A 26,730-nucleotide genomic window follows, 5' to 3' on the forward strand; every position below is an offset into this window, starting at 1 on the left:
AATGCCGTATGTTGGGGAATAACAATATTATTGACAAGGTATTTATCAACATTGTTATCTGTAAGGTTAACTTAAATCCTGGGAAATATGCACTATGCTATAACTGATAACTCATGGTCTAAATTCAAGCTATTGATTATTAACCATAATTTTATATATTCTTTCAAGATCATCCAGTTCGTTTACGCGAATTAATAACTTTTTCTGTTCTAATTCAAATACCAGGATACCGTCTTCAGAAAGATTCATACTGCGGATCCGATCGTAGGTGATGAAAGTGTTGGCGAAATAAAAACCCTCCTCTTTGAAGAGCATTTTTGGCCAGCGAATAAAAGAGAGATAAAAAGCAATCAGCCCCAGGCCGATCAGTAAATAATTGGTAATAACGGTGCCATTCGCATGGATATTATTATAAAGAAGAATAGCCAGAAGACCGATAAAGATAATCGAATCGAGTCTGTTACGGCGGCGCAGGTTGACCCGCAGGCGAGTTTTACCCTTGCGTGTACCCATGATGAATTCGTCATAGATGGCGTAGGCAAGCAACAGGAGAGTGAAAAGGGCGAGGACGATATCGGTTACAGACATGAAAACTCCAGCTAACAGCCATCAGGCAAAGCAAAGTAAAAATGACAAAGAGATCAATAGCAGAAACAAAAAAGCCGGGGAAAGATTTCCCCGGCTTTGAAGGTTATCAGAGACCTAGCAGGCCAATCCAGTAACCGAAGATACCGATGGCGAAGAAGCCAACGATGATCCACAACGCATTCACTTTCTTCCGCAATAGCCACATACAACCGAAGGTCAGCAGTAATGGCACCAGACCCGGCATCAGCTGGTCCAGAATAGTCTGGACAGTCGTGACGGTGGTATGGCCCGTCTGGTCGGTGATTTTCGACACGACTAGCGGAATGTTAACGTGTGTCCACTTGTTAACCAGGGCCCCCATGACAAAGAGGCCGAGAATTGACGCCCCCTCGGTCAGTTTTTGCAGGAAGCCGCCGCCCATATCGTTAACGATATCGACACCTTTTTTGTAGCCATAAGACACGCCGTAGTAGCGGGTCAGCAGGCGTACAAGGTTAAACAGAACAAAGAACAGCAACGGACCCAGCAAGCTGCCGGTCATCGCAATACCCGCACCCAATGCAGCAAACACCGGACGCACAGTACCCCAGAAGATCGGGTCACCCACACCGGCCAGAGGCCCCATCAGACCGACTTTCAGGCCGTTGATGGCTGCGTCGTCGATAGGTGCGCCATTGGCACGCTGTTCTTCCATCGCCAGCGTCACACCCAGAACCGGAGCCGCAACGTAAGGATGGGTATTAAAGAATTCCAGGTGGCGTTTGATAGCCGCTTTGCGATCGTCGTTATTTTCAGGGTAGAGACGACGGATTGCAGGCACCATACAGAAGCAGAAGCCCAGAGCCTGCATACGTTCGAAGTTCCATGACCCCTGGAAAAGGTTGGAGCGTATAAACACACCGCGAATATCGCTGGCCGTGAGTTTTTTAACTGCAGTTTGATCAACCATGTCCTTCACCCTTAATCCAATTCGTTGTCGAGATCGTTAACACCCGGTGCAGCCGCCGCTTGCGCAGACTTGTTGTATTTCGGGCTCAACTGGATGTAAAGAACAGCCATCACCACACCAATCACACCCAGTGCAACCAGGTTGAAGTTGGTGAATGCAGCAGTAACGAAACCGAGGTAGAAGAACGGCATCAGGTAGCCAGCACGCATCATGTTGATGACCATGGCGTAACCCACGACGACGATCATACCACCAGCGATGTTCAGACCGTTGGTAACCACTTCAGGGATTGAAGCCAGTAAGTCATGAACAATAGCAGTACCCACAGACACAGCAACAATCACAGCAGGGATGGCAATACGCATTGCCTGCAGGATCAACGCTGAAACGTGGATCCAGCTAATCGCGCTCAGATTCCCTTTTTCAGCCGCTTTATCCGCTGCGTGCTGGAAGGCGACGGTGATGGTACGAACGATGATGGTTAATACCTGACCTGCTGCTGCCAGCGGTATCGCCAGTGCGATACCGGCACCGACAGACTGACCGCCTGCGATAACCAGAATGGTAGAAATGATAGAGGCGAGGGCAGCATCTGGCGCAACAGCAGCACCGATGTTCATCCAGCCAAGCGCGATCATTTCCAGAGTACCCCCGATGATGATCCCGGTTTTTACATCACCAAGAACAAAACCGATCAAAGTACAGGCGACTAACGGACGGTGAAACTGAAATTCATCCAGGATCGAACCCATCCCGGCAATACATGCGACAATAAATATCAGCACAATTTGTAGTGTGGTGATCTCCATTGCACTTCTCCTATGACCAAAGGACGCTGAGTATAAACAGGCACACCAGACAGATAACGTTGAGGGAATCTGCCAACAACGGCGCGATTATTAATTCATTTTATTAATGAGATCCATCATCTTGAGGCGTGAGTCAGTAGAGACTTTACGCACTTCAAGTTCGATACCTTTTTCATTCAGTTTCCTGAATGCTTCGATATCTTTTTCATCGACAGACACGGCGTTATTCACCTGAGTTTTACCCTGGCGGAAAGCCATACCACCAATGTTTACGGAGGTGATTTTCACGCCACCCTCAACCAGACGCAGAACATCTGTCGGGTTAGTGAACAGGAACATGACGCGATCGCCCGCGTATTTTGGGTTATCCCAGACACGAATGGCTTTCGCAACGTCAACAACGTGTGCGGTAACACCAGGAGGAGCAACCTGAGTCAGCAACGTTTTACGCACGGTATCGGCAGCCACTTCGTCGCTGACAACAATAATGCGTGTCACGTTGGTTTCTTTGGTCCAGCGGGTCGCTACCTGGCCATGGATCAAACGGTCATCGATTCGGGCAAGGCCGATCTTCATATGGTCGTTCGGACCGGCAGGTTTCGCCGGGGCGGCTGCTTTTGGCGCAGGGGCGGCGGCAGGGGCTTGAGCGGCAGGTTCAGGGGTTTTCAGCGCTTTTACGCCGATACGACCCGTCTCCACTGCAATGGCAACCAGTTCTGCGAAAGCAGGGTTGTCATCACGTGCCATGAAAGTCTCTGCCAGCATCGGGATGTTAACACCGGTGACAACTTCGTAATTTTCCTTATCGACAACAATACGGCTGGCGGCATTGAACGGGCTGCCACCCCAGGTGTCGACCAGGAAAAGGACGCCGCTGCTGGTGTCTAAACCACCCAACTTAGCCGTGTACTTTTCGATCAGGGTTTCGGCGTTTTCGCCGGGAACGAAATCAATAAAGGCGACATTATCCTGTTCACCTAAAATCATTTCCGCTGTTTTCAGCAATTGCTCAGCTGCTGACCCGTGCGTGCCGATGATAATAGCAATACTCACTCGCTACCTCCTCTGTTAACTCTGGGAAAGAGTTATGCACATAAGTAATGGTGCTGATGATATCCGCCCGTTTTTATTCCTGAGGCGGACGGGGCATTCCGTGCGTCCTGACTGTCCTTAATTTCTGATAAGACTGCAAAACTATAAATGGCAGAACCTCAACGGGTTGTGCGACGTGATTTATTTTAGTGTGCGAAAAAATAATTTTTGTGACGACTGTCCGTTATTGAACGACGTATTGTGAATACGGTTTCACATCGCACATTAAAACAGCATAGATGTTACAAACTGATGCTGAAGGTAAAAGATCACTCTTTCTTCAAATAATCATTCCTGATAAAGTGATTTTCCGAATAATTGAACAGGAGTACCGGGCCTCAGCCCTCCCTATGGACTGTCACCGACGTCACTATTCTTCGCTTTTTCACCTCATTCTTACCGGCAAATCTGCCCCAATGGGCCTGATTTCAGCCGCACTGAAACCGCTTTCATCTGCTATTTCTGCAGCCAATACTTCCGGACGGTCATCTGACAGCCTGGGGTGTGGTGTTTTTGTGCGTCTTTTTTCTTTAACTCATTGCGGAGTCTGACATGGAATTTTTGATGGACCCTTCAATTTGGGTCGGTTTGCTGACGCTTGTCGTGCTTGAAATTGTTCTGGGTATCGACAACCTTGTTTTTATTGCCATTCTTGCCGATAAACTGCCACCGAAGCAGCGTGATAAAGCCCGTATCATCGGCCTCTCGCTGGCGCTGATCATGCGTTTAGGTTTGCTGTCACTGATTTCGTGGATGGTGAAACTGACCACGCCGCTGTTCAGTATTGCGCAGTTCAGTTTCTCCGGCCGTGATCTGATTTTGTTAGTCGGGGGGATATTCCTGCTATTCAAAGCCACCACAGAGCTGCATGAGCGGCTGGAAGGGCATGACGAGCATGGAACAACGAATCGCGGCTACGCCAGCTTCTGGGCTGTGGTGGCGCAGATTGTTGTGCTGGACGCGGTCTTCTCGCTGGATGCGGTGATAACCGCCGTCGGTATGGTGAATAACCTGGCCGTCATGATGACTGCAGTGATTATTGCCATGGGCGTGATGCTGCTGGCATCGAAATCGCTGACCCGTTTCGTAAACAATCATCCAACCGTCGTGGTGCTATGCCTCAGCTTCCTGCTAATGATTGGTCTGAGTCTGATTGCTGAAGGCTTCGGGTTCCACATTCCGAAAGGTTACCTGTACGCCGCGATTGGTTTCTCTATCCTGATTGAATTGTTCAATCAGATTGCGCGCCGCAACTTCCTGAAAAGCCAGTCCAGCCGTCCGATGCGTGAACGTACAGCGGAGGCTATTCAGCGACTGATGGGCGGGAAACGCCAGAATGAGCATGAAGATGAGCCCGCTGGCGATGTATTGCCAGCCGGTGAAACCTTTGCGGAAGAAGAACGTCACATGATCACCGGCGTGCTGACGCTGGCGTCACGCTCCCTGCGCAGCATCATGACGCCACGCACCGAGATTTCCTGGGTAGACTGTGAAAAGTCACCGGATGAAATCCGCAGTCAGCTTCTCGATACGCCGCACAGCCTGTTCCCGATTTGCCGTTATTCACTGGATGATGTTATCGGTGTGGTGCGTGCGAAAGATCTGCTGGTGGCGCTGGAAAACGGTGAAAGCATTGTCGCGTTCGCGGAAAAAACGCCGCCGATTGTGGTGCCGGAAACCATGGACGTCATCAACTTGTTGGCCGTTCTGCGTAAAGCCAAAGGTCGTCTGGTGATGGTCAGCAATGAGTTTGGTGTGATTCAGGGGCTGGTGACGCCGCTGGATGTGCTGGAGGCCATCGCGGGTGAATTCCCGGACGAAGATGAAACGCCGGACGTCGTGACTGACGGTGATAGCTGGATTGCTAAAGGCGGAACCGATTTGCATCTGTTGCAGCAAATTCTGGACGTCAAAACGCTGGTGAATGCTGACGACGATTTTGCTTCTCTTGCCGGGCTGCTGCTGTCGAAATCAGGACAAATGCCGGTCGTGGGTGAAGTGATCGAAATGGCGTCGCTGCACTTTGAAATTCTTGACGTGTCGGAATACCGTATCGAACGCGTGCGTATTACGCGGCTGAAATCAGAAGACAAATGGGATGAAGACCAGTAACGGGGCTTTATTTCGGGATGTAAAACGGCGACTCAGGTCGCCGTTTTTTATGGTCGGGGAAAACGGGTTCTCACCTTCAGACCGGATCTGTATTATCCTGCAATTCCATGTTCTGCGTAGTTTTTTTATAACGTTCCAGCCAGATTGGGAATACTTCTATAGGCATCGGGCGGGCAAAGTAGTAGCCCTGCAATGAATCGACCCTGCGTTCGCGCAGATAATCTACCTGCTCACGGGTTTCCACCCCTTCAGCAATCAGCTTTAGATTGAGACGCTGCGCCAGTGTGATGATGGTATCCGTGACGGTGGCGTTAATCGCATCGGTGCCAATTGAGGCCGTAAACGCCTGATCGATTTTCAGCACATCGGGATTAAGGGTTTTGAGATAGCTCAGGGAACTGTGACCCGTCCCGAAATCATCAATGGCCAGCAGAATACCCATTTCTTTCAACTGTGAAATCTCAGCAGCACGTAACTCCTGTAACCGCGTCCGTTCCGTCAGCTCCAGCATGAGAGAAACTGACGGCTGCGCCGGAAGCCACAGCTTTCGGATGTCATCAACAATTTCCATATTATTAAAGTGTTGTGCTGCAACATTAATACTGACGTAAAAACCCGGCGTTGCCGGAAATACGGACAGATTTTCAGCGACTGTCTGAATGAGATAGCGTGTCAGCGCAATGATTAAGCCGTGCTGTTCAGCCAGAGGAATAAACACATCGGGCGAAACCCATTCCTGCCGGCGGTTTTTCCAGCGCATCAGTGTTTCCACGCCAATACAACGGCCATCCGTACTGTTAATAATGGGCTGACAATAAACTTTAAACTCGCGGTGGGAAATGCCGTGGCTGATCGGATAAGCCAGACTGATGCGACTGCCAGAGAACAGATATATGGCTGTTGCTGTCAGCAGGCTGATCAGAACCGACAGCGGCAGATGTGAAAACAGCTCCTCCCAGGCCAGTGTGCTGGCTTCTTCACCATAAATAGAGACCGCAAAATCATATTTTTCCGATCGGGCGCTTAGCAAAGGGGCGCGCGGCAGGGCACTGGTGTTGATGATTGAATTTTTGCCGTATTCGAGATTTTGTTGTCCGACGTTGAGAACGATGTGGCTGGCATAAGGCGGCTGGGGCTCGAGCAGGAAATTCGACAAGATCCCGATGTTATAGACAAACAGTTCACCGTTAAGATTATCCGGTGTGGTCGGATGCCATAAAACCAGCGTCGGTGTATTGACACGGCTCCATTTCGAGGCGCGCAACTCAAGTTGGGTTTTACCCTGTGCGAAGGAAGGCAAGGTTTGATTGAAATTCAGATCCAGCGTGCCTACCAGGCTTGAACAAACAATGGTGCCGTTGCTGACGAGACTGATTGAACGTAATGTTTGCATGCGGGCGACGGTTTGTTGCAACAGAGGTTGCTGTGCCTTACAGGCGAGTGTCTGGTCGAAAGGAATAATTTTGCCGGCCGGAGAAGCGGGTTCAAGCAATTTTTCCAGTTTTTCAACGGTGTGAACAGCCACACGTTTTTGATCTTCGGCGATAACCTGGGCTTGTTCGTAGATACGAATGCCCAGCGTCAGAAGCAGCGTACATATCCCCATTGCACTGGCGAGGGCAATGCGATAGTAGCGATACTTCGCGAGTCCGGTCTGGGAGAACAGCATCGTTCTAATCCTTTTATCCCGAGTTAAAGGCAGGCTCAAAATTATTATTTTAAAGGGTTACCGATGCGTAACAGCCATTTCGTTTTTATAGAGAGTAGCTGTAAATCGTCGGGCGCTCAGTTTGAGTAGCGGCAAACTCCCTATATTTCTCTGTTCAAATCGAAAAAAAAACATACAGGTGACAGTGTCACTGAGGTTTTTCCTGTCCATTTCCGACATTTACGCAGACGTAATAAGGGGGACCCGGACAGGGGAAATCAGGCGGAAATCAGCATGCCGCACCTGCAGGGTATAATGCAAGTCTCACTACCATTATGTATTGATAATACAACAGGTTGTTGTTAGCGAAGGTTTTATTGCTGCCGGCTACCGGCCAGGTGGTATTTCCTGCGGTAAATTGGTTGAAATTAATACAACCTGAAAATACCGCAGGAAGAGGTCATCTTTTCGACCGGATCAGTCGCACTGAACCTTAATCGCCAGACCGCCACGCGAGGTTTCCCGATATTTGGAATTCATATCTTTACCGGTTTCGTACATTGTCTCAATGACTTTATCCAATGAAACTCTCGGCTCACTGGTGCGGCGTAATGCCATACGGGCGGCATTAATGGCTTTCACTGACGCGATGGCATTACGTTCGATGCACGGTACCTGAACCTGTCCGGCAACAGGGTCACAGGTTAATCCCAGATTGTGTTCCATGCCAATTTCGGCCGCAACGCACACCTGTTCCGGGCTGCCGCCAAGCAATTCCGTCAAGCCTGCCGCCGCCATTGAACAGGCTACGCCAACTTCACCCTGACAGCCCACTTCAGCGCCTGAAATCGACGCATTCATTTTATACAGAATACCGATAGCACCGGAACTCAGGAAATAACGCAGATAAATGTCCGGGCTGACCGACTGAATGAACTGGTCATAATACGCCAGCACCGCAGGCACAATGCCGCATGCGCCGTTGGTGGGGGCCGTCACGACACGTCCGCCTGCCGCGTTTTCTTCGTTAACCGCGAGGGCAAACATATTCACCCAGTCGATCACGTTCATCGGGTCACTGGAAAGTTTGTCGTTAGACACCAGCATCCGGCGCAGGGCAGAAGCACGACGCGGCACCCGCAACGGGCCAGGCAGAACGCCTTCGGTATTCAGGCCGCGATCGATACAGGCCTGCATGGTGTGCCAGATTTTCTCGAAATACTGCTCAATGTCCTGCTTACTGTGCTGCGCCAGCTCGTTTTTCATCACCAGGCCGGATAATGACAGCCCGGTTTCCTTACATTTTGCCAGCATTTCACTGGCCGAATTAAAGCTGTACGGCACCGCCACTTCATCCAGCACAGGCTGACCGAAATGCTCGTCATCAACGATAAAGCCGCCGCCGACCGAGTAATAGGTTTTGCTGTAAATCATCTTGTCGCCAGCAAAAGCGTGAATTTGCATGGCGTTTTCGTGACGCGGTAAATTCTCCCCGCGGAACACCATACCGGTATCACGTGGGAAATCGACTTCATGCTGGGTTCCGCCCAGCGGCAGACGCTCACGTTGCTCAACGTCGCGGATAAAATGTGGAATGCCGTCGATGTCGACGGTATCTGGCTGATTGCCCGCCAGACCTAAAATAATGGCGATATCTGTGTGGTGGCCTTTACCTGTCAGAGACAAAGAACCAAAAACGTCCACGGCGACACGCGTAACGGCAGGCATCATGCCCTTTTCCAGCAGGTCATCAGCGAACTGTTTGCCTGCTTTCATCGGGCCCAAAGTATGGGAACTGGAAGGGCCAATCCCGACCTTGAACATGTCGAAAACGCTAATCACGTCGAATACTCCTGTAATAGATTGCGGCAGGGAACGGGATCCCTGGCTTCCATAAATGAACCAACACCAGAGACAGCCCTTATGGACGGGTCTCTTGTTCTTATGGATAGACTTATAGTTTAAAAGGGCTGAGAGGCAAAAGTTTCATTTTTCGCATGAAATAAACTTATTTGATGCAAAAGTGTGATCGTAATGTAATCACTGAGCTCAGACTTCAACCTGCCGGGCCAACTGACGGATGATTCCCGCCGTCAGCCCCCAGACAAATTGTTGCTGATACCAGGACAGATAAACCCGGTGGTGAGTGCCTCTGCGGTGAATATCCAGAGGGTGATAACGAGCGAGATCAAAGGCTTCCCGCAGCGGCATTTCAAACAACTCGGCGACTTCATCTTCCGCGGGATGCAGTGGTACATCAACAGGCAACAGCCCGATAACCGGCGTGACCTGAAAACCGCTGCTGCTGTCCTGCGGCGACAGTGTGCCTAATATATGAACCTGTTCAGGGGGGATCGCGACCTCTTCATGCGCTTCGCGTAATGCGGTGGCAATAATTGAGGCATCGGAAGCATCTGCTGCACCACCGGGAAAGGCGACCTGGCCGGCGTGTTTACGCAACTGATCGGAGCGGCGCGTCAGTAAAAGGGTCGGTTCCGGACGGCAGATAATCGGGATCAACACAGCGGCGTGGCGGGTTCCGCGCAACGCCGCAGCAGGCAGGCGCGGCTGCTGCAATTGAAAACGCAGGATGAAATCTTCCACAGCAGGTGAAAACGTCTGTAAGGGCGCGTGTTGTTCCAGCAGCGTCACGGCTGTATTTCTCCTAATTCAGGCAGAATACGGGCAATCTTATCAAAAGTTTCCTGATATTCCGCCTGTTCCTGACTGTCAGCGACGATCCCGCCACCCGCCCAGCAGTAAATTTTGCCCTGTGCGGTGAGCAATGTGCGGATGGTGATATTGCTGTCCATCGTGCCGCAGCAACTCAGATATGCAATGCTGCCGCAATAGCCGTTGCGCCGGTGCGGTTCAAGTTCTTCGATAATTTCCATGGCACGCACTTTGGGTGCACCGGTAATGGAGCCACCGGGGAAACAGGCACGCAATAAGGCGCTGGCGTGACAGGTTTCGGGTAACCGGGCGGTGATCGTGCTGACCAGATGATGGACGGCGGGGAAGGGCTCCACAACGAACAGCTCCGGCACCCGCACACTGCCGGGTGTCGCCACGCGGCCGATATCGTTACGCAGCAAATCGACAATCATCAGGTTTTCGGCGCGATCCTTTTCCGATGCCGCCAGTCGTTCTGCCTGCTGCATATCCTCAGTCGGATCTTCGCAGCGCGGCAGCGTTCCCTTAATCGGACGGGTCTGGATCTCAGCGTCTTTCAGCCAGATGAAACGCTCGGGTGAAAGACAGACAACGGCATTTTCCGGCAGACGCAGAAACGCGGAGAAAGGGGCGCGGTTAGCCTGATTGAGGCGCAGGAAAGCCTGCCATTCATCGCCGCTGTATTCTGTCGAAAACCGCTGCGCCAGATTGATCTGATAGCAATCACCACTGTGAATATATTCCTGAATCTTACGGAATTTCTCACCGTATTCTTCGCGGCTCATATTTGCCCGCCACGGCGCATGTAAACGGAAAGGCGCAGGAGAAGGAACAGGTTGGTACTGGGCCAGCCAGCGTAAACGTTCAGAAATGTCACCATGGCAAATCAGCGTCAGGCGCTGTAAATGGTGATCGGCAATCAGCGCCCAGTCATAAATCCCTGCCGCCATATCCGGCAGGTCAATATCCCGTGCTGCAGTTTCAGGCAATGTTTCTATCCTGCGCCCCAGGTCATAACCGAACAAACCCAGTGCGCCGCCCAGAAAAGGAAAATCCGCTGAACTTTCTGCCTGTAAACCGGCCACTGCCATTTGCTCTTCCAGTAAAGCAAACGGATCTTCAGTCCGGGTTTCGGCCATGCCGTTGTGCTCAATCTGCGTTAGCTTGCCACGTGTGGTCAGCGTGATCAGCGGATCGGCCACCAGAATATCGAAACGATTATGCTGGTGCTGTGCCGAACCTGAATGCAGTAACATCGCCCACGGCAAAGCAGAAAGCGGCGCGAACCGTTCAGTTATTGCATCGGGTTGATAAGGTAATGAATGGAAAACAACGGGTTGGGCGAATGGCATGACGGGTATGAGTTTCTCTGGCGCAGTGACTATTTTTCAGGATCCTAACACAGATCGGGCTGCCTGAAAGCAGCGCAGGCGATTTGCGTGAATAAGGCGTATACTGTGCAACCCCGCACTGCGCGGGCTTTTTATTATCACCCGTACAACAGGACACTCCCATGCTGACAGGTATGCCTTCATTATCACATCACGAACAAGAACAGGCCGCCGATCGTATCCGCCAGTTAATGGAAAACGGCATGAGCAGCGGCGAAGCCATTGCGACCGTTGCAGAAGAAATCCGCGAAACGCATAAAGGTGACCGTGTGACCGTCATTTTTGATGACGAAGACGACGAATAAAACGTTGCTCCGCAGTTTCCCTTTGCTGCAAAGAAAAACCGGACTCTTTTCAGGCGTCCGGTTTTTTTTCATCTCAGCGTCAGGAATGGATTAGCCTTTAACCACCACTGCAGCCGCTGCCTGTTTGGCCTGTTCCACGGCGTCTTCAACGTTGTCCGCCGTCGCCAGCGCTACGCCAAGGCGGCGCTTACCACTGATTTCCGGCTTACCGAACAGACGGATCTGGTTGTAACCGGTCAGTGCGTTTTCCAGGCCCGTAAACGTCACGTTGTTGCTGGTCAGTTCCGGCAGGATCACGGCAGAAGCGGAAGGGCCGAACTGGCGGATATTGCCCACCGGCAGACCGAGGAATGCGCGCACATGCAGGGCGAACTCTGATAAATCCTGAGAAATCAGCGTTACCATCCCGGTGTCGTGCGGGCGAGGTGACACTTCGCTGAAGATCACTTCATCACCACAAACAAACAGTTCAACGCCAAACAGGCCTTTACCGCCCAACGCTTTCACCACTTTCTCTGCGATGTCTTTGGCGCGCTGCAATGCAAGGTCTGTCATCTGCTGTGGCTGCCAGGATTCGCGGTAATCACCGTCTTCCTGACGGTGTCCGATTGGCGCACAGAAATGAATACCATCAACGGCGCTGATCGTCAGCAGGGTGATTTCAAAATCAAACTTCACCAGACCTTCAACGATGACACGTCCGCCGCCAGCACGGCCACCTTGCTGGGCATAATCCCATGCCGCCTGTAACTGATCGGCACTGCGGATCAGGCTCTGACCTTTACCGGAAGAGCTCATCACCGGTTTGATAATGCACGGATAGCCGATGGCGTCGATCGCCTCACGGAAAGCCGCTTCATCATCGGCAAACTGATAAGTGGAAGTAGGCAGCTTCAGCGTTTCGGCAGCCAGACGACGGATGCCTTCGCGGTTCATGGTCAGGCGTGTCGCTTCAGCACAAGGCACGACGTTGTGACCCTGTTTTTCCAGCTCGACCAGCATGCTGGTGGCAATCGCTTCGATTTCCGGCACGATAAAATCAGGGTGTTCGCTTTCGATAACCTGTTTCAGTGCATCGCCATCCAGCATGTTAATGACATGGCTGCGATGGGCGACCTGCATCGCGGGTGCATCGGCGTAGCGATCAACGGCGATCACTTCCAGACCCAGTCGCTGGCATTCAATCGCCACTTCTTTGCCCAGTTCGCCGGAGCCTAATAACATGACGCGGGTGGCGCCAGTGCGCAGTGCAGTACCAATGGTTAACATAGCTTCGTACCCAGATCTGTGTGAAGGAAAATAGGAATTTCGGCGCGCAGTATATCTGAAATTATTGTCGACGAAAACGATTGCGCAGTGCTGTTGATAAATTTAAGCGGGAATAAAAGCAGGATTTTTTCAGCCTGTTTTCTGCCGTTTAAGGCAGTCTGCGGGCGTCTCTGTTATCATTTACTCAAACCATGGCGTCAGGCTTCCTGCCGCTGTCCCGATTTTTGCCTCACATAAAGAGTTATCGCCCTTGAGCACGCATTCCTTTTCTGCCCTGACATTACCCGTTGAGCAACTTTCTAACCTGAATGAACTGGGTTACACCGAAATGACCCCGATTCAGGAAGCGTCGTTGCCTGCCATCCTGCTGGGTCAGGACGTCCGCGCCAAAGCCAAAACCGGCAGCGGTAAAACAGCCGCTTTCGGTATCGGTTTACTGAACAGCATTACCGTTTCACAGTTCGTCGCTCAGGCGCTGGTATTGTGTCCGACCCGCGAACTGGCCGATCAGGTCAGCAAAGAATTACGCCGTCTGGCGCGTTTTACCCAAAACATCAAAATTCTGACCCTGTGCGGTGGCCAGGCAATCGGGCCACAGCTTGAATCGCTGGTCCATCCGCCGCACATTGTGGTGGGTACGCCGGGCCGTATTCAAGAGCATCTGCGTAAAGGCACGCTGAAACTGGACGAACTGAAAGTACTGGTGCTGGATGAAGCGGACCGCATGCTGGATATGGGCTTTAGCGAAGATATCGAAGATGTCGTCAGTTATACGCCGCAGGATCGCCAGACGCTGCTGTTCTCCGCGACGTATCCGGACGGCATTGAGCGCATCAGTTCTAAATTTCAGCGTCAGCCGCTGAAGGTAGAAATCGAAGGCGAAGATGACATTGCTGATATCAGGCAGATTTTCATCGAAGCCGACAAACATCAGCGCTTATCGCTGCTGGCCGCGGTGCTGTATCAGTATCAGCCGACTTCCTGTGTGGTGTTCTGTAACACCAAACGTGACTGTCAGGATGTTTGTGATGACCTGAAGGCGAAAGGCATCAGTGCGCTGGCGCTGAACGGCGACCTCGAGCAGCGTGACCGCGACCGCGTACTGGTGCGTTTCTCCAACGGCAGTTGCCGCGTACTGGTGGCGACAGATGTTGCGGCACGCGGGCTGGACATTAAACAGCTCGGCCTGGTCATTAATTACGAGCTGTCTTTCGACCCGGAAGTTCACGTTCACCGCGTGGGCCGTACCGGTCGTGCGGGCACCAGTGGCCTGGCCGTCAGCCTCGTGACACCGCAGGAAATGCCGCGTGTAACGGCGCTGGAAGATTACACCCGCCAGCGGTTTACCTGGCAGCCTGCAGCGCAGGCACTGGCCGCCGCCCCGGTGGCGCTTGATCCTGAAATGGCAACGTTATGCATCGATGGCGGCCGTAAAGCCAAAATCCGTCCCGGCGATATTCTGGGCGCGCTGACCGGTGACGCCGGGCTGACCGCAGCTGAAGTTGGTAAAATCGATATGTTCCCGGTTCATGCTTATGTGGCGATTCGTCAGAAGAGCGCTAAGAAAGCGCTGCAACGTTTGCAGGAAGGGAAAATTAAAGGCAAGAATTGCAAAGCCATTATCTTGCGTTAACCGGGTTTATTATCGCTTTGCATTGGTCGTCTTATTGTTAATGTTGTGTTATTGCCTTGTTGAGGATTATATTATCTAACGCAAGCGATGACCTTGCCTTATGTAGGGATATTGTCCGGCAAGGTCAACTGAATGAACGACAAAGACTGGGAAGACGAACGATGAAAAAGATAATCTTGGGCGTTTTGATGGCCGTTGCAGGAATGAGTGGTCTGAGCCAGGTTGCACAGGCCGATGAGCCTGAAGTGAGAACGGCAACGGTAACACCCTGTTCCACGGCCACAAAAGATGAAGTGGCAGCACTGGTTAAACGTGATTTCCTGCAAAACCGTATTCCGCGCTGGGATGCAGATAAAAAAGTGCTCGGCACTTCTACACCGGTCGCGTGGGTGGTGACTGACAGCATCAGCGGCAATAACGCCAGATGGAATATCCCGCTAAAAGTGCGCGGTGATCACACTGATAAAACCTATCAGGTGACCCTCAACTGCCAGATCGGCGAAATCAGCTACAGCACGCCGGTATAGCCTTTCTGCACTTCCGATTGCGTCCGTTATTTCTTAGCGGACGCATTATTTCCCTGCATTGACGTCTCTTGGTTTCCCTGCCTAAACCTGTCACTCTTGTCACACCGCAAAGAGGACAAAGAGATCCCGAGATGATGACACCTCCAAAGGCTGAAAAACGCCCGCAAACCCTGAGCGTACACGGCGATGACCGCGTCGATAACTATTACTGGCTGCGTGATGATGACCGCGCCGATCCTCAGGTTCTGGCGTATCTGAGCGCTGAAAACCAATATACCGAACAGGCCATGCAACCGCATCAGGCGCTGCGTGAAACCCTGTATGGCGAAATGGTTGCGCGTATTGCGCAACAGGATCATTCCGTTCCCTACGTGAAACATGGCTATCGTTATCAGACCCGCTATGAACCGGGCAACGAATACGCCCTTTATCTGCGTCAGCCCGCAGCGGAACATGAAAACTGGAGCACGCTGATTGATGGCAATGAACGTGCCAGAGACAGCGAATTTTACACGCTGGGCGGTCTGGATATCAGCCCTGATAACAAACTGATGGCCGTGGCGGAAGACTTTCTTTCGCGCCGTCAGTACGACATCCGCATCAAAAAACTTGATGACGAAACCTGGACTGACGATCTGCTGAAAAACACCTCCGGCAGCAGCGAATGGGCGAACGATTCTCAGACACTGTATTACGTGCGCAAACACAAGAAAACGTTGCTGCCGTATCAGGTTTATCGCCACGTGGTCGGCACTGATCCTAAGACCGACACGCTGGTGTATGAAGAGAAAGACGACACGTTTTACGTCGGGCTGGATAAAACCACGTCTGAAAAATACATTCTGATCCACCTCGACAGCACCACGACTTCCGAGATCCTGCTGCTGGATGCCGATGATCCGCAGGCAAAACCGCAGGTGTTTCTCTCACGCCGTAAAGATCATGAATACGCTCTCGATCATTACCTCGGGCATTTCTACATCCGCTCCAATAAAGATGGCAAAAACTTCGGACTTTATAAGAGTGCAGATGGCGTGGAAGCAAACTGGCAGACCCTGATTGCGCCGCGTATTGAAGTGATGCTTGAAGGCTTCAGCCTGTTCCGTGACTGGCTGGTGGTGGAAGAACGTCATCAGGGGCTGACGCAATTGCGTCAGATCCACTGGAAAACTGGCGAGGAAAAATCGCTGGCGTTTGACGATCCGACCTATACCACCTGGCTGGCGTACAACCCGGAGCCGGACACCTCATTGCTGCGTTATGGTTATTCTTCCATGACCATGCCGAGCTCGCTGTTTGAACTCGATCTGGATACGCATGACCGTACGCTGCTCAAGCAGCAGGAAGTGAAAGACTTTGATGCGGCAAATTATCGCAGCGAACGTGTCTGGGTTACGGCACGTGACGGCGTGAAAGTCCCGGTGTCACTGGTGTATCGCCGCGAACTGTTTAAGCCGAATGAAAATCCGTTACTGGTTTACGGTTACGGTTCCTATGGCAGCAGTATGGATCCGGCGTTCAGTGGCAGCCGTCTGAGTTTACTCGACAGAGGATTTGTTTTCGTACTGGCGCACATCCGCGGTGGCGCTGAGCTGGGCCAGCAATGGTATGACGATGGCAAACTGTTCAACAAACTCAACACTTTCCATGACTTCATTGATGTGACCAAAGAACTGGTTGCTGAAGGCTACGGTGACGCCGGGCAGGTTTACGCCATGGGCGGCAGTGCAGGCGGTTTGCTGATGGGCGCAATTATTAATCAGGCGCCAGAATTGTATCGCGGCATTGTGGCACAGGTGCCGTTCGTTGACGTGCTGACCACCATGCTTGATGAATCCATTCCACTGACCACCGGTGAATATGACGAGTGGGGCAACCCGAACGACAAAGCGTATTATGACTATATGCTGCAATACAGCCCATATGATCAGGTTCGCGCGCAGGCATATCCGCATATGCTGGTCACCACCGGACTGCATGATTCGCAGGTGCAATACTGGGAGCCGGCAAAATGGGTGGCAAAATTACGCGAGCTTAAAACCGATGATAACCAGTTGCTGATGCATACCGATATGGATTCCGGGCACGGCGGTAAATCCGGACGCTTCAAAGCCTACGAAGATATCGCGCTGGAATATGCCTTTGTGCTGGCGCTGGCAGCGAAGCACTAAATATCACACCTTTCCCCTAAATAATTCGGGTTGCAGCCAATGCCACTGCAGCGCGAAGTAGGACGGGGAGAATAAAAAAAACCCGCTCTCGGCGGGTTTATTCTACGAAGTCCATTGTCAGGCAGAAGCTTTCTTGGCTTTTTTCTCAGCCTTTTTTTCGGCCGGAGTTTTCAGTGGTTTTTTCTTCGCATTCTTTTTGCTATCCATTCCTTTACTCATATTTGCCTCTCTTAAAGCTGGTGGATTGGGTTGCTCTGCTATTTACTGCTTAATTCGCTCCGGTTGCAAGTGTCTTCGCAGGTTTTTCTTCACTCTTTGCACGGCCGCTTTAAGGCGGGCCGGGCGTGCCTGAAAGTGAAATTGCGCGATAAGTATGCGAACGGTATGCAAAATAACGATTTTTGCTTATAACACCTTGTGGCGGGCTAGCCGATGCGCTGTTATGAAGATGTAAGCACATCAATCAATACACTGGCCGAATAGAACAGGAAATGTCATGCCAAAATTTAAAGGGTTATATCCGCCACGGGAAGCCTATGCCAGCGGCATGCTTGATACCGGCGATGGTCACCAAATTTACTGGGAACGCAGCGGAAACCCGGCAGGCAAGCCAGCAGTATTTCTCCACGGCGGACCCGGCGGCGGCTGCTCATCGGTACACCGTCAGTTGTTTGATCCCAATGATTATGACGTCATGCTGTTTGACCAGCGTGGCTGCGGACGCTCAAAACCTCACGCCAGTCTCGAAAACAATACAACCTGGCATCTGGTCGAGGATATCGAGCGTTTGCGCAAAATGGCCGGTGTCGACAAATGGCTGGTGTTCGGCGGCTCGTGGGGTTCAACACTGGCGCTGGCGTATGCCGAGACGCATCCTGAACATGTCAGCGAGATGGTGCTGCGCGGAATCTTCACGCTGCGTAAGCAGGAACTGTCCTGGTATTATCAGGACGGCGCGTCCCGCTTCTTCCCGGAAAAGTGGCAACGTATTTTGTCGATTCTGTCGGATGAAGAGCGTAAAGACGTGATTGCTTCTTACCGGGCCCGTCTGACTTCCGGCGATCGCGCTGTGCAGCTTGAGGCTGCTAAAATCTGGAGCCTGTGGGAAGGGGAGACCGTGACACTGTTGCCTGCGGAAGGTTCGGCATCCTTTGGTGAGGACAATTTTGCGCTGGCGTTTGCCCGTATAGAAAACCACTATTTTACACATCTGGGTTTTCTGGAAAGTGACGACCAGTTGTTGAAAAATGTCACACGTATTCGCCACATTCCGGCCGTCATTGTGCATGGCCGTTATGATATGGCCTGCCAGGTGCAAAATGCCTGGGATCTGGCGCAGGCATGGCCGGAAGCGGAGTTGCACATCATTGAAGGGGCAGGGCATTCGTTCGACGAGCCTGGCATTCTCGATCAACTGATCCGCACCAACCAGCGTTTCGCCGCCCGGCGCTAACGTTGCCTGCTACTCCCGTTTACTTTTGCTTCGGCTCATAAGGTAAGCGGGAGAACTTATGTGATTCCCCGCGATAGAACATCACCCGCTCACGAAAATAGGTGCGCAGATGCGCAGGCTGTTCGCGTTCCGCCATCTCAGCGACAACCGGCATGTTGTAGCGTTCTTTAAAGGCCACCGCTGAGGCCGCAAGATCGACATTGATACGATCCATTTCTTCTTTGCTGATTTCAGCCAGATTGATGCTCATAACTGCTTCCCGATGATCCGTTTTACCACATTGTACCCGAGGCAGGCGCCAGCGTGAATGTTGCGATTTGGCTTTTATGTTCCTGTGCCCGGCAAAGAATGCGGATAATTATCAGGAGTAAATAAGAACCATTCACAAATCAGAAGTGATAATTATATTCAACAAGGCGACGTTAATTAATATCGTAAATAAGAATGATTCCTTTTAATAGGGAATTACATGTTAATGATTATCATTGTTGAATATTTATTGGTTTATAAAATGATTTAAAATCAATATGTTAAAATTAATTGTTATTGCTGCGCATATTAATGTGAATGAGGTGTATTTATTTTGTGTTGATGCGGGCATAATGCAGATAAATAAATCAGCCCACCTGACTTAATTCAATTTATGGAGCCGTATCGTGCTTAAAAAAGAAATGATTGATCAGCTTAATGAACAGCTGAACCTCGAGTTTTATTCTGCCAATTTATATTTGCAGATGAGTGCATGGTGCAGCGACAAAGGCTACGAAGGTGCCGCCGCTTTCCTTAAACAGCATTCAATGGAAGAAATGGACCACATGCATCGCCTGTTCAAATACGTCAGCGATACGGGTGCTCTGCCTTTGCTGGGCGCAATTGCCGCTCCGCCGGTGGCTTTTGAATCCCTGACTGATCTGTTCAAACAGACTTACGAGCATGAACAGCTGATCACCCAGAAAATCAACGAACTGGCTGATCTGTCTATGACGCTGAAAGATTACTCTTCTTTCAACTTCCTGCAGTGGTACGTTTCTGAACAGCATGAAGAAGAGACGTTGTTCAAATCAGTCCTTGATAAACTGGCGCTGGTCAGCAACACCGGTAACGGCCTGTTCTTCGTGGATAAAGATCTCAAAAATATGGTGACGCAAACTCCGGCAGGCTAATTTCCCGCCAGAGGTGTTCACAAAAACGCAGAGTGCTTCCGCCTCTGCGTTTTTTTATGCCTTTTTGGCAAACGTTTTGTGGCGGTTTGCGCTAAAGTGACGGCGTTATAAATTCATCGTTAAGCAAGCCAAGGAATTATCGTGTTCAAAAAAACCACTTCTCTTTGCCGTGCCCTGGCAGTCTCAGCCGTTCTGCTGAGCGGATTTATCTCACAGCAGGCTTCTGCTCACGCCCATCTGAAAACAGAAACCCCGGCGGCGGATTCGGTGTTAACCGTCAGCCCGACTGAACTGTCTCTCGGCTTCAGTGAAGGGATCGAGCCTGATTTCAGTAAAATTACCCTGACGGACGCCAGCCAGAAAACAGTGAAAACCGGCAAAATGACGCTGGCAGCGAATGACAATACTCAGGCCGTTCTGCCACTTTCCGATGCGTTGAGCGCGGGGAAATACATTGTTTCGTGGAACGTTGTCTCCGTTGATGGTCACAAAACGCACGGTCAGTACAGTTTTACCGTTAAATAAACGATGAGTCTGACTGCACTGTTTGTTCTGTGCCGCTTCATGCATTTTGCTTCGCTGATGCAAATCTTCGGTCTGAGCGTTTTCTGCTCGCTGCTGACGCCTGCAGGTTTCTCGGCCGTGTTGTTGCGCAAAAACCAGACCCTGATGATTTGCTCCGCCCTGGTTGCGGCGGTCACTTCGGTCGGTATGCTGGCGATTCAGGCTGCGCTGATGGGCAACGGCTGGAGTGATGCGCTGAATCTGAATGTCTGGCTGCTGGTTTTAACCACTGCATTTGGTGAAGTCTGGCGCTGGCATTTATTACTGACGGCCGCGCTGTTGCTGGTGCTTTTGATGGACTGGCTGCCTGCGCGGAATATGCTGGTCTTCCTGTGCTCATGCGGTTTACTGATGAGTCAGGCGTTGGTCGGCCATGCTGCGATGCATGAAGGTCTGCCCGGGCTGGTACAGCGGACGAATCATGTGGTGCACCTGCTCAGCGCGGCCTACTGGTTCGGGTGTTTGCTGCCATTGCTGATCTGTATGGGGTATACCCGACAGCCTTCAGCAAGACCTTATGCTATTGCCACGCTTATCCGTTTTTCGCTCTGGGGACATGCCGCCGTCGCGCTGGTGATCCTCACCGGTATCATCAACACGGCCATTATTTTACAGCGCTGGCCAACGGATATGACGTCGCTTTACCAGTGTCTGCTGGTGGTCAAAGTGATCATGGTAGGAATGATGGTGGCTGTCGCTGTGTTTAACCGCTACCGGCTGGTGCCCTTAATGGGTAAAGAGCCAGACAGGGCACAACACTATTTTATCATGATGACCTGGCTCGAATGGGGGCTGGCGCTGGGTGTGTTACTGCTGGTGAGTGTGTTTGCCACACTGGCACCGCGCTGAACGGGTTATCTGAATAAGTACCAGGAAATTTAATATCACCGAGGAAAAATTATGAGGAAAACACTGCTAGCTTGTGTGCTGCTGACCTTATCTGCCAGCAGCTTTGCGGCACCCCAGTTGGAAACGATCAGCCGTCTGCAATACGGCAAAGCCTGGGCCTTTACCCGTGAAGAAGTCATGCTGCAATGCCGCCCCGGTAATGCGCTGTATGTGATTAACGACAGCACGCTGGCGCAATATCCTCTCAATGACGTGGCGAAAGAGCAGGTAAAAAACCATCAGGTTCAGGCTGTGCCACTGGAGAAAATCTGGCTGGACGATCCGCAGAACCCAGGGCAAAAAATGAGTCTGGCCCCTTTTATTGCCAAAGCTCAGTCGCTTTGCTGAACAGCCGTGCCGACGATAATTGACTGATGTAAATCCCATGTTTTGCGTATGTTGTCACACAATGAAAATAATACATCATTGTTATTATCACTATGTTTCAAACTGGGTGGAAAATAGTCATCTGTCGTCTACTCTTTAAGTTGTACGGCTTAACCGCCTGCATTAATGCCAACTTTTAGCGCACGGCTCTCTCCCAAGAGCCATTTCCCTAGACCGAATATAGGAATCGTATTCGGTCTTTTTTTTACTATTTGATTTATAAAGATAATTTCAGCATCTCCCTAAATCCTAAATCCTAAATCCTAAATCCTAAATCCTAAATCCTAAATCCTAAATCCTAAATCCTAAATCCTAAATCCTAAATCCTAAATCCTGTCTATATCTCCGTCCACTCGGTACCGCGGCTATCAGGATAAACGTTCGTCATTTTCATCGATTTATGCCCCAATAGTTTCTGAGCAAATTCCGCGCCGTATTCACGCTCGTAAAGCCGGGAAGCAAGACTGCGGGCTTTCGCTCCGTGATACACCGTTTTTTTACCGCGCGCCAGAATGCTTGGGTAATGCTATCCGCTCGAAGCGTGCCGGGCTGCCATCTGGTTTTTCTGCTGGCAGAACTGAGAATGAACTCAGTATTATTATTCTGCAAACTAAAATTATATATAGGGGATCTGCTGAGTAACAAGAAGAGAATAAATCATAATAATAGTTATCATTCCTATTTCATGGGTATCAGTATCATGAAGTGAGCTAATGTCTGCTGAAATTTTCAGAATTAAGGTTATGCTAATAATTCTTTTGTATGATTCAGACTATGGGTAAATATGCTAAGAGCTCATTAATGAAATTGCGAGTCTGGAGTCTGTTACCCCATGAATATGCTACTTTTTTTCGTATTCTTCACACCATGATGGCATTTTTAATACTGTCGGAAATTATTAACGCTAATCTGACAGAGACCGAAGCAATTGCTGAACATAGTCTTGAAGGGGTTATAACCTGGATGCACATTATTTAAGGATTTGGGCTTATTATATGTGGCTTTCTAATTTCATCGAGGTCTATTTTTATGCACATGGTGCGATGGGAGTTTTGCATCTTTTAATTGAAGCATATAAAAATGGTACACCTGACTTAAGTGATTAATTTTTGATGTGGCAATAATTTAGTTTGCCGTCCATTACAGGGTGAAATAATGAGTAAAAACAAAGCATTGACGCCATCCCTTACGCGCTACGCCTGGCTGTCCATTGCCACTGCGATTGCCACCATCGGACTAAAAGGTGTGGCGTGGAAAATGACCGGTTCGGTCGGTCTGCTGTCTGATGCCATCGAATCCGTGGTCAACCTCGCGGGAGCCCTGATGGCGCTCTGGATGCTGACCCTGGCTGCACTTCCGGCCGACGATAAGCACGCATATGGACACGGTAAAGCCGAATATTTTTCGAGCGCTTTTGAGGGGTTCTTGATCCTATTGGCGGCAGCCAGTATTGCCTATACCGCCGTTGATCGTATGTTGGCCCCGCAGCCACTCGACGCGGTTGGTGTCGGACTACTGGTTTCTGTGGTTGCATCCGTTCTTAATTTTGTGACGGCACGAATATTGTTAAGGGCTGGCAAGCAGCACAATTCAATCACGCTTGAGGCAGATGCTCACCACCTGCTGACCGATGTCTGGACGTCGGTCGGGGTCATTTTGGGCGTCGGACTGGTCTATCTGACCGGCTGGTTATGGGTCGATCCGGTTATTGCATTGCTGGTCGCGGCCAACATCGTGTGGACCGGTTATCAGCTCATGAGCCGTTCAGCTGCGGGTCTGATGGACGTCTCGCTACCCGTTGAAGAACTCGAAAAAATCGAGTCGCTGCTGGCGGGATACCGTGAGCAGGGGCTCGATTTCCATGCGCTGCGCACACGCCAGGCGGGCGGACGCGCGTTTATGACACTGCACATCCTCGTTCCTGGGATATGGACTGTTCAACATGGTCACGACTGGGCTGAGCGTATAGAGAATGATATCCGCACAGCACTGCCTTTTATCCATATCACCACTCACGTAGAACCCTTGGAAGATCCGGCGTCAATGAACGACCAGGCGCTCGACTGACGCACTCCCTGTTTATTAAACTTATTGATTTTAATAAATTGAATGAGTGTTTGGTTGTTTTTTTGATCATTCTTTAAATCAATAACCTATCTTTAGAACAACCCATTAAACCCCTTCCTGTTACCATAATAAGAAAGGGGAACGTTGCACCCGCGTAAGCATGGCAGCCATTCCCCTTATGTTTCAGCGAACGGAGTAAACTAGAGAAACTGCAGGTTCAGCCCGGCAAAAATCTGCCATCTGGGCTGACCAGGTCCGTGATCTGCCACTGAGCCTTGTGGCTCGATAAAGAAGTTGTAGACGGTTTTTTCCTGCCTGATGACCTGCCCAATCCCAAGCCCCATGGGGACGCTATAACTGTCATTCTGGAAGTTATAAACCCATATAGGTGCTGCGCGAAGATAAGTCCCGCCCCCTAACTGGTAAAAGAGAAATGGCTGGAATGTCCCGAGATGAACATCGTTGCGATCGTCTTTTCCGGCGAAACTGTGCTGCCATGACGCAAGGTAGCCGTATTGAAATTTTGGTGAACTCGCATCAAATAACACGTTGACCAAACCCGCTGACCATTTCTCTGTGCCCAATGAATCATCGCTTGCAGTAGGGGCAGTGATTTGCGGTCCAAAGCCAAAGCTGACAGCAGGATTGCCGGTATCAATCAGCCATGACGCGAAAAGATTAAGATCACCTGTGCCGGTTTTATGGCCGCCAGAGGGAGGTGAAGGGTATGTGTTTACAGGTAAAGAGCCGCGCAGTAGCCAGTGACTTTCACCCAGCGAAAATGGCTGGGCATAACGGAACCAGAACTGGTTGGCATCTTTATCGGTTCCGCTGAGGTCGCCGATATAATAATTCTGCATATTGAATGCAGTCATATTGGCCAGCGGGTTATTCGCCTGCGCAGCGTCCGGCGTATGTTCTTCGGCCGCCAGGACGTAACCCGAAACGAAGGGGAAAAGTAAGGGTAATAGTGTGAATATCCGACGCATAAGATCACCTGAATTGAATTCCCCTGCGGCTGTGGTAGAAACACCGCAGGGGTTTTATTTATGGCGTGACGATATTGAACCAGAACTCAAATTTATCCATATAACCCAGCATTTCATCCAGCTTCGCACCGTTGCCGGTCACCTTCACATCGCCTTTATCTTCAGCTTGTTTCAGTGTGACTTCCTTGAGGATAATTTTGTTGAGGGTGTCACGGTTCAGGACAATAGTGGCATCGGCGTCTTTCGCTTCTGCATCGGCTGTATGATTGAGCACACCGTTTTCCAGTTCCAGCTTGTACTTGCCGCCGTCACTGCCCAGATCAACGTTAAACACCGCTTTCGCATTCGCCGCTTTCTCACCATTGATATGCACACCCAGATAGTCAAAGAACATTTCAGGCGACATGGCTTTTACCGTATCCGGGCTTGCCGTATTCGGCGTTGGCAGTTTCTGCACGCCATTACGTAATTCCTGCGCGCCAGTGAGATAGAAATTACGCCATGGTCCTGATTCGGCCTGATAGCCCAGTTGTTCCAGTGCATCAGCTTCGAGGTTACGCGCAGCCTCATTTTTCGGGTCAGCAAAGACAACTTTACTCACCACCTGTGCTACCCACCGGTAATTCCCTTGATCGTAATCCTCTTTGGCCTTTTTCAGGATGTTATCGGCACCCCCCATATAATCGACAAACTTTTTCGCCGCCTCCTCAGGTGGCAGTTCATCTAATGTTGCCGGGTTGCCGTCAAACCAGCCGAGATAAAGCACATAGGTCGCTTTTACATCGTGGCTGACAGAACCGTAATAACCACGGCTTGCCCAGGTTTTAGCCAGACCGTCCGGGAGTTTAAAGTTTGCGGCTATTTCATCACGTGTCAAGCCGGTATTCGCCAGGCGCAACGTCTGATCATTGATATAGCGATACATATCGCGCTGACTTTTCATCAGGCTGACAACGTTATCTTTACCCCACGTCGGCCAGTGGTGCTGTGCCATGATGATTTCTGCTTTATCACCCCAGCGGTTAATGGCATCGTTAATGTATTTTGACCAGGCGAGGGGGTCGCGAATTTTTGCGCCACGTAACGAGTATGTGTTGTGCAGGGTATGAGTAACATCTTCTGCTGCTTCGATGAGTTTTTTCTCTTCGATATACCACAGCATTTCAGACGGTGCTTCAGAGCCTGGCGCCATCATGAAATCGTAAGTCAGGCCATCAATCGTCTCTTTCTGTCCTGTCTTGGTGATGTAGTTGGTTGGAGCAATTAACGTTACTGTTCCCGCCGATGTCGTGGTACCCAGACCCGCACCCACCTGGCCTTTCGCATCCGGTTTCAGCAGGTTACCGTACATGTAACTGGCTCGGCGGCTCATGACATTACCCGCCATGATATTCTCGGAGACCGCTTCATCCATAAATCCGGCAGGCGCATAAATTTTTACCTTACCGGATTTCACATCAGCCTCGTCGACGACACCACGGACGCCGCCATAATGATCAACATGGCTATGGGTATATATCACCGCGACGACAGGTTTTTGCCCGCGATTTTTATAGTACAAATCCATACCCACTTTCGCGGTTTCTGCCGATACCAGCGGGTCAACCACCGTAATCCCTTCTTTACCCTCGATAATTGTCATGTTTGAAAGATCAATATTGCGGATCTGATAAACCCCGTCGGTAACTTCAAAGAGACCGCTGATATTAATTAATTGTGACTGTCGCCAAAGGCTTGGGTTGACGCTTTCAGGAGCCTTATCGCCTTCTTTGATGAAGGCATATTTCTGAGGATCCCAGACAATATTCCCCTGGGGACCTTTGATCACCTCTGCTGGTATTGCAGCAATGAATCCTTTATGTGCGTTGGTAAAGTCGGTGTTGTCGGAGAAAGGAAGCTGATTATAAAGTGCGTCATTGGCCTGTTTGGTCGCCGCCGTAGCATCCTTTGGCGCTTCCTGGGCAAATAGCGGTGTGAGGCTGGTTGATGAAAGTAACCCTGCCAGAGCAAGGCTTTTGACTATCAATTTAAGCTTCATTGCTTATCCTTAAA

24 protein-coding genes are annotated in these 26,730 nt (G+C 50.6%); 11 read left to right on the forward strand and 13 right to left on the reverse strand.

Annotated elements, in window-relative coordinates; translation table 11 throughout:
* Positions 1–129 precede the first annotated feature (129 nt).
* From ABIC79_RS19890 to manX, 4 genes are all read right to left on the reverse strand, one after another.
* The gene (locus ABIC79_RS19890; protein ID WP_013576193.1) at positions 130–588 is read right to left on the reverse strand and encodes a DUF986 family protein; all 459 of its coding nucleotides are present in this window, start codon (positions 586–588) and stop codon (positions 130–132) included.
* Between the two features lie 106 nt (positions 589–694).
* Positions 695–1,537: a PTS mannose transporter subunit IID gene (locus tag ABIC79_RS19895; protein ID WP_013576192.1), complete on the reverse strand. Its 843-nt coding sequence runs from the start codon at positions 1,535–1,537 to the stop codon at positions 695–697.
* Between the two features lie 11 nt (positions 1,538–1,548).
* Entirely contained in the window at positions 1,549–2,346 is a 798-nt protein-coding gene (locus tag ABIC79_RS19900; RefSeq protein WP_013576191.1) for a PTS mannose/fructose/sorbose transporter subunit IIC, read from the reverse strand.
* A gap of 90 nt (positions 2,347–2,436) precedes the next feature.
* Positions 2,437–3,399 (reverse strand): PTS mannose transporter subunit IIAB, encoded by a 963-nt coding sequence (manX, locus tag ABIC79_RS19905; protein ID WP_112152149.1) that lies wholly within the window; start codon positions 3,397–3,399, stop codon positions 2,437–2,439.
* A gap of 591 nt (positions 3,400–3,990) precedes the next feature.
* Here manX and ABIC79_RS19910 point away from each other — a divergent pair.
* Positions 3,991–5,550, forward strand: a complete 1,560-nt coding sequence (locus tag ABIC79_RS19910; protein ID WP_013576189.1) for a TerC family protein — start codon at positions 3,991–3,993, stop codon at positions 5,548–5,550.
* Positions 5,551–5,626: 76 nt separating this feature from the next.
* Here the strand turns inward: ABIC79_RS19910 and ABIC79_RS19915 are convergent, their stop codons facing one another.
* From ABIC79_RS19915 to pabB, 4 genes are all read right to left on the reverse strand, one after another.
* Positions 5,627–7,219, reverse strand: a complete 1,593-nt coding sequence (locus ABIC79_RS19915) for an EAL domain-containing protein (protein WP_013576188.1) — start codon at positions 7,217–7,219, stop codon at positions 5,627–5,629.
* A gap of 456 nt (positions 7,220–7,675) precedes the next feature.
* Positions 7,676–9,040, reverse strand: a complete 1,365-nt coding sequence (locus tag ABIC79_RS19920; RefSeq protein WP_013576187.1) for an L-serine ammonia-lyase — start codon at positions 9,038–9,040, stop codon at positions 7,676–7,678.
* 207 nt (positions 9,041–9,247) lie between these two features.
* Complete coding sequence (locus tag ABIC79_RS19925) at positions 9,248–9,850, reverse strand: CoA pyrophosphatase (protein ID WP_013576186.1); 603 nt, start codon at positions 9,848–9,850, stop codon at positions 9,248–9,250.
* Entirely contained in the window at positions 9,847–11,223 is a 1,377-nt protein-coding gene (pabB, locus tag ABIC79_RS19930; RefSeq protein WP_354568275.1) for an aminodeoxychorismate synthase component 1, read from the reverse strand. The genes ABIC79_RS19925 and pabB overlap by 4 nt, the downstream gene beginning before the upstream one ends.
* 161 nt (positions 11,224–11,384) lie before the next feature.
* On the opposite strand from pabB, the gene ABIC79_RS19935 reads away from it, so the two are divergent.
* Positions 11,385–11,567 (forward strand): YoaH family protein, encoded by a 183-nt coding sequence (locus ABIC79_RS19935; RefSeq protein ID WP_013576184.1) that lies wholly within the window; start codon positions 11,385–11,387, stop codon positions 11,565–11,567.
* Positions 11,568–11,657: 90 nt separating this feature from the next.
* Here ABIC79_RS19935 and purT read toward each other — a convergent pair whose 3' ends face one another.
* Entirely contained in the window at positions 11,658–12,836 is a 1,179-nt protein-coding gene (purT, locus tag ABIC79_RS19940) for a formate-dependent phosphoribosylglycinamide formyltransferase (protein ID WP_112152151.1), read from the reverse strand.
* Between the two features lie 250 nt (positions 12,837–13,086).
* Here purT and dbpA point away from each other — a divergent pair, with 250 nt between their 5' ends.
* From dbpA to pip, 4 genes are all read left to right on the forward strand, one after another.
* The gene (gene dbpA / locus ABIC79_RS19945; protein ID WP_013576182.1) at positions 13,087–14,469 is read left to right on the forward strand and encodes an ATP-dependent RNA helicase DbpA; all 1,383 of its coding nucleotides are present in this window, start codon (positions 13,087–13,089) and stop codon (positions 14,467–14,469) included.
* A gap of 161 nt (positions 14,470–14,630) precedes the next feature.
* On the forward strand, positions 14,631–14,996 hold the full coding sequence (gene yebF / locus ABIC79_RS19950) for a protein YebF (protein ID WP_112152152.1): 366 nt from the start codon (positions 14,631–14,633) through the stop codon (positions 14,994–14,996).
* A 131-nt stretch (positions 14,997–15,127) separates the two neighbouring features.
* Entirely contained in the window at positions 15,128–17,167 is a 2,040-nt protein-coding gene (locus ABIC79_RS19955; protein ID WP_119261802.1) for a S9 family peptidase, read from the forward strand.
* A gap of 496 nt (positions 17,168–17,663) precedes the next feature.
* On the forward strand, positions 17,664–18,620 hold the full coding sequence (gene pip, locus ABIC79_RS19960; protein ID WP_013576178.1) for a prolyl aminopeptidase: 957 nt from the start codon (positions 17,664–17,666) through the stop codon (positions 18,618–18,620).
* A 19-nt stretch (positions 18,621–18,639) separates the two neighbouring features.
* On the opposite strand, the gene ABIC79_RS19965 is transcribed toward pip, so the two are convergent.
* Positions 18,640–18,870 carry a DNA polymerase III subunit theta gene (locus ABIC79_RS19965; protein ID WP_013576177.1) on the reverse strand — a complete coding sequence of 77 codons (231 nt, stop codon included), beginning with the start codon at positions 18,868–18,870 and terminating at the stop codon, positions 18,640–18,642.
* A 406-nt stretch (positions 18,871–19,276) separates the two neighbouring features.
* Between ABIC79_RS19965 and ftnA the strand changes: the two genes are divergently transcribed.
* From ftnA to ABIC79_RS19985, 4 genes are all read left to right on the forward strand, one after another.
* Positions 19,277–19,783, forward strand: coding sequence for a non-heme ferritin (gene ftnA / locus ABIC79_RS19970; RefSeq protein ID WP_013576176.1), 507 nt, complete (start codon positions 19,277–19,279; stop codon positions 19,781–19,783).
* A 138-nt stretch (positions 19,784–19,921) separates the two neighbouring features.
* Positions 19,922–20,308 (forward strand): copper homeostasis periplasmic binding protein CopC, encoded by a 387-nt coding sequence (copC, locus tag ABIC79_RS19975; RefSeq protein WP_369794827.1) that lies wholly within the window; start codon positions 19,922–19,924, stop codon positions 20,306–20,308.
* A gap of 3 nt (positions 20,309–20,311) precedes the next feature.
* Positions 20,312–21,196: a copper homeostasis membrane protein CopD gene (gene copD, locus ABIC79_RS19980; RefSeq protein ID WP_037037430.1), complete on the forward strand. Its 885-nt coding sequence runs from the start codon at positions 20,312–20,314 to the stop codon at positions 21,194–21,196.
* Between the two features lie 51 nt (positions 21,197–21,247).
* Entirely contained in the window at positions 21,248–21,583 is a 336-nt protein-coding gene (locus tag ABIC79_RS19985; protein WP_013576173.1) for a YebY family protein, read from the forward strand.
* Positions 21,584–21,959: 376 nt separating this feature from the next.
* Here ABIC79_RS19985 and ABIC79_RS19990 read toward each other — a convergent pair whose 3' ends face one another.
* Entirely contained in the window at positions 21,960–22,112 is a 153-nt protein-coding gene (locus ABIC79_RS19990; RefSeq protein ID WP_072012305.1) for a tyrosine-type recombinase/integrase, read from the reverse strand.
* 665 nt (positions 22,113–22,777) lie between these two features.
* On the opposite strand from ABIC79_RS19990, the gene ABIC79_RS19995 reads away from it, so the two are divergent.
* The gene (locus ABIC79_RS19995; RefSeq protein ID WP_119261801.1) at positions 22,778–23,689 is read left to right on the forward strand and encodes a cation diffusion facilitator family transporter; all 912 of its coding nucleotides are present in this window, start codon (positions 22,778–22,780) and stop codon (positions 23,687–23,689) included.
* Between the two features lie 200 nt (positions 23,690–23,889).
* Here ABIC79_RS19995 and ABIC79_RS20000 read toward each other — a convergent pair whose 3' ends face one another.
* Positions 23,890–24,678 carry a hypothetical protein gene (locus ABIC79_RS20000; protein WP_119261800.1) on the reverse strand — a complete coding sequence of 263 codons (789 nt, stop codon included), beginning with the start codon at positions 24,676–24,678 and terminating at the stop codon, positions 23,890–23,892.
* Between the two features lie 58 nt (positions 24,679–24,736).
* The gene (locus ABIC79_RS20005) at positions 24,737–26,716 is read right to left on the reverse strand and encodes an alkyl/aryl-sulfatase (RefSeq protein WP_126124992.1); all 1,980 of its coding nucleotides are present in this window, start codon (positions 26,714–26,716) and stop codon (positions 24,737–24,739) included.
* Positions 26,717–26,730 lie beyond the last annotated feature (14 nt).

Source organism: Rahnella sp. 2050, from assembly GCF_040544515.1.
In the GTDB taxonomy this organism is placed as follows: Bacteria; Pseudomonadota; Gammaproteobacteria; order Enterobacterales; family Enterobacteriaceae; genus Rahnella; species Rahnella aceris.

Excerpts from the sequence above, each read along its gene's own strand:
- ABIC79_RS20000 (WP_119261800.1), bottom strand. The coding sequence starts at position 24,678 with ATGCGTCGGATATTCACACTATTACCCTTACTTTTCCCCTTCGTTTCG.
- ABIC79_RS19965 (WP_013576177.1), bottom strand. The coding sequence starts at position 18,870 with ATGAGCATCAATCTGGCTGAAATCAGCAAAGAAGAAATGGATCGTATC.
- purT (WP_112152151.1), bottom strand. The coding sequence starts at position 12,836 with ATGTTAACCATTGGTACTGCACTGCGCACTGGCGCCACCCGCGTCATG.
- ABIC79_RS20005 (WP_126124992.1), bottom strand. The coding sequence starts at position 26,716 with ATGAAGCTTAAATTGATAGTCAAAAGCCTTGCTCTGGCAGGGTTACTT.
- yebF (WP_112152152.1), top strand. The coding sequence starts at position 14,631 with ATGAAAAAGATAATCTTGGGCGTTTTGATGGCCGTTGCAGGAATGAGT.
- copD (WP_037037430.1), top strand. The coding sequence starts at position 20,312 with ATGAGTCTGACTGCACTGTTTGTTCTGTGCCGCTTCATGCATTTTGCT.
- ABIC79_RS19935 (WP_013576184.1), top strand. The coding sequence starts at position 11,385 with ATGCTGACAGGTATGCCTTCATTATCACATCACGAACAAGAACAGGCC.
- ABIC79_RS19985 (WP_013576173.1), top strand. The coding sequence starts at position 21,248 with ATGAGGAAAACACTGCTAGCTTGTGTGCTGCTGACCTTATCTGCCAGC.
- ABIC79_RS19910 (WP_013576189.1), top strand. The coding sequence starts at position 3,991 with ATGGAATTTTTGATGGACCCTTCAATTTGGGTCGGTTTGCTGACGCTT.
- pabB (WP_354568275.1), bottom strand. The coding sequence starts at position 11,223 with ATGCCATTCGCCCAACCCGTTGTTTTCCATTCATTACCTTATCAACCC.
- ABIC79_RS19895 (WP_013576192.1), bottom strand. The coding sequence starts at position 1,537 with ATGGTTGATCAAACTGCAGTTAAAAAACTCACGGCCAGCGATATTCGC.
- ABIC79_RS19995 (WP_119261801.1), top strand. The coding sequence starts at position 22,778 with ATGAGTAAAAACAAAGCATTGACGCCATCCCTTACGCGCTACGCCTGG.
- ABIC79_RS19900 (WP_013576191.1), bottom strand. The coding sequence starts at position 2,346 with ATGGAGATCACCACACTACAAATTGTGCTGATATTTATTGTCGCATGT.
- ABIC79_RS19890 (WP_013576193.1), bottom strand. The coding sequence starts at position 588 with ATGTCTGTAACCGATATCGTCCTCGCCCTTTTCACTCTCCTGTTGCTT.
- ABIC79_RS19915 (WP_013576188.1), bottom strand. The coding sequence starts at position 7,219 with ATGCTGTTCTCCCAGACCGGACTCGCGAAGTATCGCTACTATCGCATT.
- ABIC79_RS19955 (WP_119261802.1), top strand. The coding sequence starts at position 15,128 with ATGATGACACCTCCAAAGGCTGAAAAACGCCCGCAAACCCTGAGCGTA.
- pip (WP_013576178.1), top strand. The coding sequence starts at position 17,664 with ATGCCAAAATTTAAAGGGTTATATCCGCCACGGGAAGCCTATGCCAGC.